The organism is Nostoc sp. DSM 114167 (genome assembly GCF_052692655.1).
In genome coordinates this window covers 1,834,633-1,847,933 of sequence record NZ_CP195116.1, presented here as the reverse complement: position 1 = coordinate 1,847,933, position 13,301 = coordinate 1,834,633, and the positions used below count along the sequence as shown (strand labels likewise).

General features: G+C 41.5%; 14 protein-coding genes and 2 pseudogenes. 5 read left to right on the top strand and 11 right to left on the bottom strand.

What is annotated here, in order from left to right; genetic code table 11:
* Positions 1–147: 147 nt before the first annotated feature.
* The 7 genes and pseudogenes from NSTC731_RS07840 to NSTC731_RS07810 form a co-directional block, all read right to left on the bottom strand.
* Positions 148–276, bottom strand: coding sequence for a hypothetical protein (locus tag NSTC731_RS07840; protein ID WP_445630320.1), 129 nt, complete (start codon positions 274–276; stop codon positions 148–150).
* 299 nt (positions 277–575) lie between these two features.
* Complete coding sequence (locus NSTC731_RS07835; RefSeq protein ID WP_445630319.1) at positions 576–956, bottom strand: transposase; 381 nt, start codon at positions 954–956, stop codon at positions 576–578.
* A gap of 22 nt (positions 957–978) precedes the next feature.
* A complete protein-coding gene (locus NSTC731_RS07830) occupies positions 979–1,134 on the bottom strand; it encodes a hypothetical protein (protein WP_445630318.1) in 156 nt (51 codons plus the stop codon).
* On the bottom strand, positions 1,131–1,499 hold the full coding sequence (locus NSTC731_RS07825; protein ID WP_445630317.1) for a hypothetical protein: 369 nt from the start codon (positions 1,497–1,499) through the stop codon (positions 1,131–1,133). Before NSTC731_RS07825 ends, NSTC731_RS07830 begins: the two co-directional genes overlap by 4 nt.
* Positions 1,500–1,553: 54 nt before the next feature.
* Positions 1,554–2,407: pseudogene (locus tag NSTC731_RS07820) on the bottom strand (protein kinase domain-containing protein); the annotation flags it as partial.
* 496 nt (positions 2,408–2,903) lie between these two features.
* The gene (locus NSTC731_RS07815; RefSeq protein ID WP_445630316.1) at positions 2,904–3,152 is read right to left on the bottom strand and encodes a hypothetical protein; all 249 of its coding nucleotides are present in this window, start codon (positions 3,150–3,152) and stop codon (positions 2,904–2,906) included.
* 112 nt (positions 3,153–3,264) lie between these two features.
* On the bottom strand, positions 3,265–4,800 hold the full coding sequence (locus NSTC731_RS07810; RefSeq protein WP_445630315.1) for a phytoene desaturase family protein: 1,536 nt from the start codon (positions 4,798–4,800) through the stop codon (positions 3,265–3,267).
* Positions 4,801–5,722: 922 nt separating this feature from the next.
* Between NSTC731_RS07810 and NSTC731_RS07805 the strand changes: the two genes are divergently transcribed.
* Positions 5,723–5,902, top strand: coding sequence for a hypothetical protein (locus NSTC731_RS07805; RefSeq protein WP_445632042.1), 180 nt, complete (start codon positions 5,723–5,725; stop codon positions 5,900–5,902).
* Between the two features lie 402 nt (positions 5,903–6,304).
* On the opposite strand, the gene NSTC731_RS07800 is transcribed toward NSTC731_RS07805, so the two are convergent.
* The 3 genes from NSTC731_RS07800 to NSTC731_RS07790 form a co-directional block, all read right to left on the bottom strand.
* A complete protein-coding gene (locus NSTC731_RS07800; protein ID WP_445630314.1) occupies positions 6,305–7,168 on the bottom strand; it encodes a DUF6671 family protein in 864 nt (287 codons plus the stop codon).
* A gap of 170 nt (positions 7,169–7,338) precedes the next feature.
* Positions 7,339–7,539, bottom strand: a complete 201-nt coding sequence (locus NSTC731_RS07795; RefSeq protein ID WP_445632278.1) for a hypothetical protein — start codon at positions 7,537–7,539, stop codon at positions 7,339–7,341.
* 140 nt (positions 7,540–7,679) lie between these two features.
* Positions 7,680–8,111: a hypothetical protein gene (locus NSTC731_RS07790; protein ID WP_445630313.1), complete on the bottom strand. Its 432-nt coding sequence runs from the start codon at positions 8,109–8,111 to the stop codon at positions 7,680–7,682.
* Between the two features lie 1,027 nt (positions 8,112–9,138).
* Here NSTC731_RS07790 and gnd point away from each other — a divergent pair.
* Both gnd and zwf read left to right on the top strand, forming a co-directional pair.
* Positions 9,139–10,161: a phosphogluconate dehydrogenase (NAD(+)-dependent, decarboxylating) gene (gnd, locus tag NSTC731_RS07785; RefSeq protein ID WP_445630312.1), complete on the top strand. Its 1,023-nt coding sequence runs from the start codon at positions 9,139–9,141 to the stop codon at positions 10,159–10,161.
* Between the two features lie 11 nt (positions 10,162–10,172).
* Positions 10,173–11,552: a glucose-6-phosphate dehydrogenase gene (gene zwf, locus NSTC731_RS07780; RefSeq protein WP_445630311.1), complete on the top strand. Its 1,380-nt coding sequence runs from the start codon at positions 10,173–10,175 to the stop codon at positions 11,550–11,552.
* A 453-nt stretch (positions 11,553–12,005) separates the two neighbouring features.
* Here the strand turns inward: zwf and NSTC731_RS07775 are convergent.
* A pseudogene (locus tag NSTC731_RS07775) lies at positions 12,006–12,176 on the bottom strand (transposase family protein); the annotation flags it as partial.
* Positions 12,177–12,345: 169 nt separating this feature from the next.
* Here NSTC731_RS07775 and NSTC731_RS07770 point away from each other — a divergent pair.
* Both NSTC731_RS07770 and NSTC731_RS07765 read left to right on the top strand, forming a co-directional pair.
* Positions 12,346–12,711: an ATP-binding protein gene (locus NSTC731_RS07770; protein WP_445630310.1), complete on the top strand. Its 366-nt coding sequence runs from the start codon at positions 12,346–12,348 to the stop codon at positions 12,709–12,711.
* Positions 12,614–13,285: a response regulator transcription factor gene (locus NSTC731_RS07765; protein ID WP_445632041.1), complete on the top strand. Its 672-nt coding sequence runs from the start codon at positions 12,614–12,616 to the stop codon at positions 13,283–13,285. Before NSTC731_RS07770 ends, NSTC731_RS07765 begins: the two co-directional genes overlap by 98 nt.
* Positions 13,286–13,301: the final 16 nt, after the last annotated feature.

Here is a 13,301-nt window from a genome sequence, read left to right as displayed (position 1 = left end):
GTTTGCTAAGAAGAGAATTATACAGGATTTTTCTAATAAAAATTACTGGCAAAGACTAAATACTCAAGATAAGAGATCAATACTCAATGGCTGCATCAACAAAATATGTGTAGATGGCAACTTCATAACAGCCATTGAGTATCGTGACTAGGCAGTTTTGGGTTTGCGCTTTGTTTTTTGTTCGGGAATAACCGAGGTAGATTTTAGCTCTGCTTTACGTTTTTCCCATTCAATAACTGTGCGAATTACAACTTGTGACCAAGATTCGTAAGCCATAAGCACTATTGTTAGTTAATATGAGGATAGCGAAATTTGAAAACTTTTCTGTTCATGGCAAGCCAGTCGCTTCCAATAAAGTTTTTTGGGAGAAAATTTTCAACAAGTAGTTTAGATGCCCAAAACTGAGAGACTGACAAAGGGACTGAACTAGTTGGAATAAAGGAATTTGACACTTTTTCCGTAGAGAAAGAAGTCGCCTTGCAATAATTTTCGGAGGATTTGAAAATCTGTTAGAGAATTAAGTGTTATGGAGCGGCTTCAGATAGTTAGTAATAAATTATACTAAACAATTGAGATTAATCAAGTGTTTCAGTCACAGTATCAGAAGATTTGAGGTTTTGTAACTCTTGAAAGCTCAAAAAACGCAATTCCGCCATTCTTTGCTTGACTAGGCCTAAAAACTCTTTAAACTGAGGACAAGACTGACACTTTAGCTGATTACCTGGAATTAGACATTCACACACAAACCATGGTCTTTCTTGAAATGTGCGATCGCAGTCATTGCATAGATATTTTTGGATACCATTATATCTACTATTTTTTACAAGCCGAGTGGAATTGCATCGAGGACATTCAATACCATAAGTTTTAGGCTGCGGTTGCCATTTCTGTAGAGCTTGTTGCATAGCAACTTCACATCTAAGTTTATTTAAATCAAAAATTTTTTGAGTGTTCATAAGCCCAAATTAAAATAAACCTTCAAATTTTGACAGTAACTTCTTTAACTTCTCTGTTTTGGACAGTGATGTTATGGACAATTTGCTGAAAAATTGTGACTTTATCATCAGGAGAAAGTGTGTGCCAGATTGCCAAGTTATTCCCTGCACGAATGATTTCCTTCGTACTCTTATTCAAAAGAGAATCAGAAATAAAAGGATTAATTTCCTCCTCAATTTGCTGGCGAACCTTAGCCTTGAGGTTTTCCAAGTCTGGATCAAAACCCGGAATTCTATGGAGAGCATCATCGGTAATGAGTCTGTGTTCGGGATGTGTATTATAGATAAATTCCCAGTTTTTACGCTGATTTTGTCTTTCTCTTTTTGCTCAGATATTAAAATTCCATTAGCCTTAAGAACAAAATCTGGTAAAAGCCCAAACCCTTGAATATAGTCGTTTCGGCTGGGCTTTTCTTTGCCTTGTATATTCAATCTCCAGATTATTGGATTGTAGATACCTATTTTCAATTCTTCTGCCCGCAAGAAATTTTTATTTTGATTCATTTTTTATCCTCTTAATAACTAACCAAATAATTAGTGGCAAATATCAAGAACATTATAAATTTCTTGCACTAGGGCTGATTTGCCAATCCCTGAATAACCTGTGACAAGCATCATCTCACTTTGAGGCTTGCCCTTTGTGGATGCATCTACTACTGAACTTGAGGCTGTACTGATTCGCTCAAACGCTGCCAATAACTTCTCAACTTGAGCTTCACGTCCATAGAGTTTTTGCGGAATCTGAAACTTATCATAAACATCGTGACTACTTAATTGGAACGCTTCCATTCCACCTGTGTTTTCTAGCTGGTGCAGACATTGCTCTAAATCTGCTTTGATTCCCCAAGCACTTTGATATCGTGACTCAGCATTTTTCGCCATTAATTTCATGATGATGCCAGAAACAATTTCAGGAATTTCTGTATTCACTTTGTGGGGTGGAACAGCCTCAAGAGCAATATGACTATGCACCAATTCCAGTACATCTGTTGCGACAAACGGCAATTGCCCAACTAGCAGTTCGTAGAAACTGACTCCTAGCGAGTAAAAATCCGTGCGGTAATCCAGCATCCGGTTCATTCTTCCCGTTTGCTCTGGTGAGATATAAGCAACGTGCCTTCTAATACATTAGGGTTTTTAAAGCTCGGATTCGTGCGAGCAAATCGTGTAGCAATACCAAAATCAATAATTTTTACCGTCCCAGTAGCTGGGTTGAGAACGATATTACTGGGGTTAATGTCCTTGTGGATGACATTGTTGCTGTGAATGTTACCCAATATCTCTGTGAGCTGAATCGCCAAACGCAAGAAATCAGGCAGGGACATTGGGCTAAACTCGGGCAATTCAGAACTCAATTTTGCTAATGACTCCCCACCAAAATCCTCCAACACCATCACGAGTGTTCTTTGATATAAAACTATACGCATGAGTAAAACTTTTCTTTCTCCCAGTAACCCAAACTGCACACTTGATAAATTCATTAGTCAACAAGAAATTTTTGATAGCAATGGATTCATTCATTACCGTAATCATGCTTTAAAATGGAATCCTTGCCACCGAATATTTGCTGACTATGAATTCTTACTCTAATGTGCTAAAAAATATGGAATTAGTACATTTAAAGTCAATCCTCAAGTTTTAGTTAATTATATTCAGTCGTCTGAAGGAACTATTGGCACTTCAACTTATAGACAGTGGGCAGAAGAACTCAAACAAATAATCAAATCAGCTTCTTTTTACTCACTTGAATCATATCAAGTTGAGCGTCTACAGGAACTTACTAGAATGTATAACAATATAGCTAATAACCACGCACCAGCATTTGTATAGTGTGCAAATTTGAAAGCGATCGCCTGGGAGCAAGCCGCAGAGAATCTACGTATAGGCAATCACTTTCAAATTAGGGCTTTAAACACCAGGATGCATGGTCAAAAACCCGTTTTTCTCCCAAACTTCTTTGGGTGGGGTGGAATTTTTTACAGGTGGGGATTGATGATAGTCTGGAACCAAATCAGTTTTACGTTGGTAGCCAAAATTGTAATCTAACATCTTGATATAGGTAATGTGTGCAGTCCAGACATCAGTAACTCGGTTACCTAGAGAGAGCAGGGAAAACCCATCTAAATATTGACAAAGTGGTAGGTAAGGTGTGTACAAAGTAGTACAAAAAAACTAGAAAAGGGCATCAGGAGCGATCGCTGTTGTGTGCCCAGTTTGGCAAATCTATACATAGCAAGCTTTTTGCCTTTTTCTAAGCGTCGAACTCACGTTAACTTATCTCCTCCAACATAGCTAAATGCTTACTCAAAGGAGCCAGGGTATTAGCAACAATCATCCCACTAGCGACGACGGCGGGTAAACCGATGCCAGGGAATGTGGAGTCACCGCAGCACATCAACCCCGCTAAAGGTGTACCGTGACCAGGAAACAAACCTTTAGCGGCAGAAATTGCCGGGCCATAGGAACCACGATGGCGGCGTAAAAAACGTTCGTGGGTGAGGGGTGTACCAACCAGGGTGATTTCGCAACGGGTGCGGATATCGCTGATGATTCGTTCTAAAGCTTGCCACATCACCTCGGCACGCGATCGCTTTAGTTGCTCATATTCCTGGCTTCTCCTATCTAGCCCTTGCCAAAGTGTGTAGGGTTCATTACCGGGAGTGTAAACGTGAATTACGTGTTTACTTGGGGGTGCAAGCGATGGGTCAAGAATTGAGGGTATTGATACCACCACAACATTTTGCGGTGCAGTAATGCCCAATTGCCAATCATTAACCACAATATAATGACAAGCTAAATCTGCTGGTAAACCTTGAGCATCAATACCAAGATGCAAGTGCATAAAACTATCACACTCTGGTATGGCTTGGCGTTGGCTGCGGAATTTTTTTGGTACTGCCCCTTCTGGTAATAGTTTTAACGTATCCCATACCGAAGCATTAGAAACAACTGCTCGCCGCGCCCGAATTTCTTCCCCATTTCGCAGCTTGACACCTACCGCCCGTTTACCTTGTACTAAAACTTGCTCAACATGAGAGCCTAACATTAATTTCCCGCCATGTTTTTCTAGTCCTTGCACCAGTGCATTGACTAAAGCACCACTACCACCAACAGGGTAATCTAACGCTACTCCTGGTTTGTACCACTCCGCAAACATAAATGCGACTTCTGCGGCATTAGTTCCTGACGCTGGTAGTCCAGAGAGGAGAAAACACAACAAGTTCAACCAGTTAATAATAAAGGGGTCATGGACAACACCATTCACGATCCGGTCAAAAGACCCCGTTAACTTGAGAATATTGGCAGTATGTTTAGCTAACGATGGAGCAAATTTACTGATAGTCAAAGCTGCACCTATATCTAAACGTAATGCAGATGCAGGCAGAGCAATCGCCGCTGCGGTTAGTGGTGTCATCACCGCTTGCAAGCGTTGCCATTCGGACACTGCATCTTCACCTCGCAGTCTTGCCAGCACTTCACAAAACTGTTCTGCACCCACAGATGTATCAAAATCACCTTCTGGTAGCCGACACCCCCAAGTATCATAAGTCACACATGGCAAATCCACACCAATTACATCTAGCACTTGTCGTAAAGGGTTAATGGAAGGAGTGTAAGACAACCCAGAGTAAAGAGAAGGGCCACTATCAAACTTAAATCCTTGACGTTCAAAACTGTGCGCCGCTCCACCAGCAATTGTATGACTCTCACAAACAGTCACATCAAAGCCATATCGCGCCAAAACAGCAGCACAACTCAACCCCCCTATACCACTACCAATTACAACTACATCTTTTTGGTTCATAGTCATTAGTCATTAGTGCGTAGTCTATAGTTATTGTGCCAAGTTTTTCACTCTCAATAACTGAGGAGAAAGCAGATTTTCTAATATTTGGGTTTGCTGTGTCATTTTTCAAAGCGGGAATTTTGTTAGTGGGACTTAGACAAAAAGTAGCCAGAAAAAAGCCTCAAATTTATATACAGAGAGCCTTTAACATGGTTTTGTCTAGTTTCTTGATATATCTGGGTTTACTGATTTTTGAGCATTTAGTGTATTTTTCTTGCCCTGTATGGGTTTGAGGATTGTTTGTGCCTCAAAAATGTGCAGGCATTCATCTTCAAAGCTTGGGTAAGATTGAACGAGGCATGACTACCAAGCTCAATAGTAAAAGTCAGCGTGGGTTAGCCATTGCAGATTCCATGTGAGTACCTTTATGCTGTTGTCCACGGTGTACCAATAGTCGCGTCAGATGTTCTGAAATTTTGCCCTCACTGTTGGACTCCAGGCAAAGGCTCTTAAGAGATATGGTTATTGCCGCGATCGCAGTTTTGTTTTCTGTGCGGAACTGGCTTACGTAATAGTTGCACCCAGTGTAATGAACCAATTACATCATTAACGCCAAATTTTTTGACTGAGATGGTTGCAATTCTCTCTCGATAGTTAGTCAAGTGTAGAGGTAGTAATTAAACTAAATATTTTGCCGTATTAATTTTTTGTATATTTTATTATATAAAACTTAAGTACAAAGTGGGAAAGTGGGTTTAGTAAAACGTTTTATAGTAACCCTTGATTCTGTTGTTGATATCCTGTACATTAGTAAGTACTATTATATAATCAGTATAAAACTATACAAATGTGCTTAATGTAAATTAAAAAAAAGGTGGAGAAGTAAAGCGTTTAGCTTACGAGGTAGCTTGAACTTTTAAACTCTCTATGCTGTGCAGTTATCCGAGGTAGTGCAATCAACCAAGATGGACGTAGTAATGGACTGGCTGCTCCTAATCTGCAAGCACAACAGGCACTACTACAGCAAGTTTATCAAGATGCCAGCAAGATCCACAGGAAGACAAGTTCAGTAGACCGCAACTATGGGGTAGCCTGCGAAGTTTATTTACCGTCCGGCTGATGTTTGTTGGTTTTTGGAGTTTATTAATAAGCTAAATTTATCATTTATCCAAGTCTTTCAGCTTTTGCACTTTCTCCAAAAACGGTATCACAGACTACTATTTTTTAGCGATGGCTGCGCCCGCCGAAGGCATCGCAAAACTTTTCGGTCTACTGACAATGGCTTCATGTTGCAAATTCTTTTGTTGCAATATAAGAAACCACAATTTTAACTGCGCTGAACATTCATTAGTGATTGTTTTGTCAAGTTATGCAAACAGATTTTAATACTAGTTCATCAGGTAGTGATTGACCATAGCAGTATTTTAGGTGTTAAGCGATGGATGCCTACGGCGGCAAGCTACGCACCCCCAGCAATCGCAATTTTGACCAATCCCCCACATCCTCCCCGTGTAGAGATAACCTACGGATTACAGTACATACATTGGGCTGGATTCGCAAATTCCATACCATTAGGAAATAGTTTCTCTTGATTAAAACCACATTTTTTACATTGATAAATTGCGGTCAGTGGTAAGGTGGTTGGGAGCTGACAAAATTCACAGGGTAATCCCTTAATTATTTCAGTTATTTCAAAACCAGGGGTATTACATTTTGGGCAACAACTACTAATTTTATTGATTAAATTATGGGTAGCTTTTGCAATATTTTTCATCCGAGTGGGATTATACATCGCCCGCATATCTGTCTCAATATTTACCTGACTATTTGGTGAATTATGTAATGCAAAATCAACTAATGTTATCAAATCTATTTCTTTTGTAATACCTTTCGTTATCTCATTACGTCTCTTTTCTAAGTTTTCAAACCAGACAACTAATCCATGTTCTGGAAAACCAACTTTTTTAGCAAAAATATACGCCTCTTCTAAATTTGTTATAATTTGATGATTAAAGTTAGTATCTGTAGAAATTTCCTGACCAATAATTTCTAGATTGTTGATTTTATCTAAGAAAAAAACTATTTCTCTATTACAGTAAATGTAAGGAACTAATGGATGGGGTGTAAAACTACCTTCGCTGGCGATCGCTAAATTTTCTCCTGTGAATTCTAAAGCTTTCTCTGCTTTGAATTTAGCTGCGGCGATTTGTGTTCCCGGACGTTTTACTTCTCTAGTAAATGTGCCAAAAATATCAGTATTAAAATCCTGTGGTACTATAACGTTGATACCTAACTCTTGTTCTAATAGTGGAGCAATTACCTTTTCTTTTTGGTGCATTGTCGCCAACACAGCCAGACGATCGTTAAATAATTGCTGGTCATTCATTCTGCGCTAATCCCTATTAGTTAAGTTTGTAGCTTTTCGTAATTTTAAAACGGCTGATTCTTCTGATTTTATCACCGCAAACTAGCTTGAGCTTCTTAAGAGCAAGCGTACTGGCAGCGATGCCTGCGGTGGCCACTGAGCTTTGCCGAAGTGCGGGCTAGGGCGTGTTTTCAAACTCGTTGTATCCTAAAAAATAGGCGAACGCAGGCATAGTGTGTTGATGAATCGAGGTGAGTTAAGTAACGAGCAGTGGGAGAAGTTAAAACTGCTACTTCCACATCGATTAACTTATGTCGCTTCGTGCGGTCTATGCGTGGGTCTGACATCTGTGCAAAATGGTCAGCAATGGTGATTTTGGGCTTGAGCTTCACGCTTTTTTTGGGGGCTTTACTCTACTTATGACTTTACCATTACAGTCCAATTAATAACCCTCACTCAAGCCAGCGATCGCTCCTGATGCCCTTTTCTAGTTTTTTTGTACTACTTTGTACACACCTTACCTACCACTTTGTCAATATTTAGATGCGTTTTCCCTGGTAGACCCATCTATTACTTTCACATTTCGTCCACACCATAAATATTCTGTAGTTACTTTTTGTTCTAAGCTTTGTCCAGTCTCACGAAAAAGTTTTTGTAATAATATTTCTGGTAATCTCGACCAAGCTTGACAATAGGCACTTGTATCAGTTGATGGGATTTCTACTCCTTCTCCTGCCAAAGAAGCAATGATTTTACTCACCGGATTATGACAACTTTTATCAGTATCCAAAACTTGAGATAAAAACGCCCAAAGCGTTACTATTGGGTCAAATAATCGCTGATAATATCTAATGTTTAGCTCCTTCATTACTTGTTCAATTATACTTGTTGGTAACAACTCTTTAAAAGGTAATCCCAAAGATGAATTAAATTTATCCTTGAGGATTTGTATTAGTAGTGTCACAGTAGTATTTATGATGTTTGCTTGCTCGTCTCAAGGAAAGTATTCCATGAACGAGTAAGCTTTTCCTATCTAAAAATTTTTGGGACAACCCGTACATCTTTGCACTGTCTGGAGTTAGGCATCGTCTAGTTTACCGCCGCAAGCATCCCAACAAGGCGGGCGCTTACGCCAGGAGCAAACTTTATTAGCGATCCCAACACTTCATCAACGACAATCGCCTGCCCCGTCCCTACACTGTTTAAATCTGTAGCACCTATCCTGTATAGCTTAGAGCTTTTCTTAGTGCTATTCCGCTCGAGCAGAATGACCAAACACAAGTGTTAGAGAAGCAGAACTAAGCATGACGGCCAAACTAGTTCCAGTTAACCAGGTAGTTCGGGAAAATAGAGAAGTAGAAAGTTTTTGGATATACATTGTGTGTTTTTCCTGCCTTGATGGCAAATAATTTGAGATGAACATCAATACATTGACTTATAGTTTGGTGTTGAAAGTTTTATGCAACTGCCCATCATTCACGTTTAAATTTGGTATCGGAACTATGTTCCTAAATTAAGCTACAGTGGTTTAGAGAGAAGTTACGGAAATTTTTTAGCGCGAAAAGAATTTTAAACCAACCTTTAAAAGAAGAGATACAACAACTAGAGAAATATACAATAAAAATTTTCTTGCCTATAACCTATTGCCTGATTCCAACGATAATCATTGACATCAACTTATACCAACAACGGATAGCTGGTATCCTTTGAGACTTATGAAACTACCTGATGGTAAGGATTTTCTATTTAAAATCCCAAATTGGTATGATTTATTTTTTGGAAGTCCCTGAGTATAATTCTGACTGGCGTCGCGCTTTCTGATACCTAATGAATATTAATTATCGCGATCGCCTTGATTACCAGTTTGTTATTGAGCAGTAAAATTACACTTGCTTTAACTCAGTCTGAGCGTAAGTGTCTCAACAGAGGAATAGCAGCAAGCGTGGCTGCTATTGAACGCAAAAAGCTGAAAACCAGGAGGCGAAAAACCTATGGAACTTGGAATGATTGGACTCGGACGTATGGGCGCAAACATGGCACAGCGTTTGATGCGTGCTGGGCATCGTGTAGTCGGCTATGTCCGCCGTACTGAGAAATTGGAGGCAATGGTCAGCGAAGGTGTAATTGCAGCCGGAGCAAGCTCAATCGCCGATCTAGTCAGCAAGTTATCTAAACCCCGCGCCCTTTGGTTGATGGTGCCTGCGGCTTCGGTGGATGAAACCATTGAAACGCTCATTGAGCTACTCGAACCAGACGACATTATTATAGATGGCGGTAACTCATACTACCACGATGACATTCGTCGAGCGGCCACACTCAAGGAGCGAGGCATTCACTACGTTGATTGCGGTACGAGTGGAGGTGTTTGGGGATTGGAGCGGGGTTATTGCTTGATGATAGGTGGCGAACCAATGGCCATCAAACGCCTCGATCCCATTTTTGCAACTCTAGCTCCGGGTGTAGGAGCAATTGAACGCACTCCAGGACGAGACAAGGCAGGCGGTACTGCCGAGCAAGGCTATCTCCACTGCGGGCCCATCGGTGCGGGACACTTCGTCAAAATGGTGCACAACGGTATTGAATACGGGGTGATGGCGGCGTATGCAGAAGGGTTGAATATTCTTCACCACGCCAACGTCGGCAAGAATCAGCGCGAGATCGATGCTGAAACCACACCATTAAGGAATCCAGAGCATTATCAGTATGACTTTAATCTCGCAGATATTGCCGAAGTCTGGCGTCGGGGTAGTGTAATTGCTTCCTGGCTATTGGATTTGACAGCGATCGCCTTATTGACAAGCCCGAATTTAGAAGAGTTTGGCGGTCGCGTATCGGATTCTGGCGAAGGTCGTTGGACAGCGATCGCGGCGATCGATGAATCTGTACCAGCTCCGGTGTTAAGTGCAGCGTTGTTTGCTCGCTTTAGCTCCCGTGGCGAAGCAGACTTTGCCGACAAACTTTTGTCAGCCATGCGCTATCAGTTTGGCGGCCATCATGAAAAAGCTAATTCCTAAAGAGGTTAGTCATGGGAACTCCTGATTCAGACGCACTAGTATTTTTTGGGGCAACAGGTGACCTAGCCTACAAAAAAATCTTCCCCAGCCTTCAGGCAATGGTACGGCGGGGTCATCTCAATGTCCCAGTCATTGGCATTGCCGGACGACCTTGGACGACGGAGCAACTTTGCCAAAGGGCACGCGAGAGCTTAGAACATCATGGCGGTGTAGATGCAACCGCATTTGAGAAACTTTCGGCACAACTCCAATACGTTGCAGGTGACTACAACAAACCAGAAACTTACGAAAAATTACGTCAAGCCCTTGGTGATGCAACCAGCCCCCTCTACTATTTGGCAATTCCACCGAGTCTGTTTGCACAAGTAGTGTCAGGATTGGGCAAATCAGGCTGTGCTAAAAATGCGCGGGTGGTAATTGAAAAACCATTTGGACGGGATTTGCAATCAGCACGCGAGTTAAATCAAATTCTGGCATCAGTTTTTCCCGAATCATCCATCTATCGCATCGACCATTACCTGGGCAAAGAACCACTGCTGAATTTACTCTATTTTCGGTTTGCCAACTCTTTTCTGCAACCGATCTGGAATCGCAACTACGTTGAAAGCATCCAGATTGTGATGGCAGAGGACTTTGGCATTCAAGGACGGGGGCGCTTTTATGAGGAGACTGGTGCGATTCGGGATGTAGTGGAAAACCACATGCTGCAAGTATTGGCTTCAGTGTGCATGGATGCTCCCGCTAGTACGGCTTTTGATGCCATCCGCGATGAAAAAGAGCGTATTCTTAAAGCTATACCTTCACTGCAACCTAATGAGATTATTCGCGGTCAATTTCGCGGTTACCGCAACGAAGAAGGTGTTTCTCCTGACTCCCAAGTAGAAACTTTTGCTGCCGTGCGGTTATTTATTAATACCTGGCGGTGGTCAGGAGTTCCTATATACATCAGGGCTGGGAAGAATTTGCCTGTTAAAACTACTGAGGTGATGGTCAAGCTCAAGTGCCCGCCTTTAGATGTCTTCCAAGAAGGAGGAAAAGAAAACACTAATTATGTTCGTTTTTTACTCGATCCGGAGGTAATTGTGGGATTGGGCGCTCGCGCTAAAATTCCTGGAGAAGATATGACAGGCTCTGCCCTTGAACTCCTAGCCTTTTACGGAGGTGGCGACGAGATGGAACCATACGAACGTCTATTGGGTGATGCCATGCGGGGCGATCCCACCTTATTTGTACGGGAAGATACCGTGGAAGAGGAATGGCGGATTGTCCAGCCAATTCTCGATAACGTCACACCTGTTTACGAGTATGAACCAAATACATGGGGCCCGGCTGAGTCAGATAAACTGCTCTTACCAAGCGATCGCTGGTACAATCCTTTGCCAAGAGAGTAGCAGATATTGCTCAGAAATCAAAAATGATTGTTATTGTAAGCAATAGGCAATGGCATAGGTAAGAGATCGAGGTAATGGCACAAATGTCTGCGAGGGTGCAGGAAAAGGAGACAAATCCAGCGATTGAGGCTGGCTTTCGCAGCGTTTTACCTGTCCCTTTCCTTATCCCGAACTCAGGTTAAATTAGCTGCTCGTCAACCGAATAAATCTTTATCAACAGAGATAAATTCACGCTTTTTGCTAGAGAAAAATAATTTACTTACTCCCAAATGAATCAAATATTTTTGATAGAATATGCTAGGTAACTATTTACAGTCTTTAGAGGCTAATTCTAAAAGTCTTTCTAAATATTTATTATCCATTGCTGCGAGAAATTGTTTATTTTTGATGCCCAGGTTGACGCGCTTCTCTTGACCTAAAATATTGACTGCTAAATGTTTTTAACTACTCATATTTCGCGCAACCGTACATTTCGATTGCCACCCAGTTATCTGCTCCACATATTACTGCACAAATGGCTATAGTCACTATATCGATTAACTTATGTCGCTTCGTGCGGTCTATGCGTGGGTCTGACATCTGTGCAAAATGGTCAGCAATGGTGATTTTGGGCTTGAGCTTCACGCTTTTTTTTGGGGCTTTACTCTACTTATGACTTTACCATTACAGTCCAATTAATAACCCTCACTCAAGCCAGCGATCGCTCCTGATGCCCTTTTCTAGTTTTTTTGTACTACTTTGTACACACCTTACCTACCACTTTGTCAATATTTAGATGCGTTTTCCCTGAGCTGTGTACCGCATTGTACAGGAAGGTTTGACTAATATCTGTAAACATGCAGAGGCTACAACAGTTCAGTTACAGATTCAAACGACACTTACTGAACTTTCACTCACGCTACAAGATAACGGTAGAGGTTTTTGTATTGATGAAAACCAAACTGGCTTTGGACTACAGGGGATGCGCGAACGAGTCTTGGCACTAGCTGGACAACTGGAAATTACCAGCGAGCTTAGCAATGGTTGTAAAATTACAGCCAAATTCCCTAGAATATTGCTATATTCAGGTTTTACTAGTCGAAGATCAAGAAATTGTCCGGCGGAGTTTGAAAACGCTACTAGAAATCAAACCCGACTTTCAAGTGGTTGCAGAAGCTAGTAACGGTCAACAAGCCATTGACTTGGTTAAAATACTACACACTAAATCTCAGCCACCAGATATTATTCTCATGGACATTCGGATGCCAGTTATGGATGGTGTTACAGCTACTCAACAACTGTGCCAACTGTTTCCGGCTAGCAAAATTTTAGTACTTACTACCTTTGATAATGCCAATTACGTCGCAGAAGCCATCCGCTTTGGAGCCAAGGGATATTTGTTAAAAGATACCGCTTCAGAGGAACTCGCAGAAGCCATCCGCTGCATTCATAAAGGCTACACTCAGTTTGGCCCTGGCATTTTAGAAAAAATTGCAGCCACCACACCTTCCAATGAGCCAAATCAACCCCAAGAACTCCCACCAGGATTTGCAGAACTCACACCCAGAGAACGACAGGTTCTCAAAATGATTGCAACAGGTTCTAGTAATCGAGAAATTGCCCAAACACTCTTCCTGTCTGAAGGAACAGTTAGAAATCATATTTACCACATTTTGACTCGCCTCAATTTACGCGATCGCGGCTTGAGTGCGATCGTCGCCAATACCTATCTCTCTTTTTTGGAGAATCAGTAAGCGGTTGATCAAATTG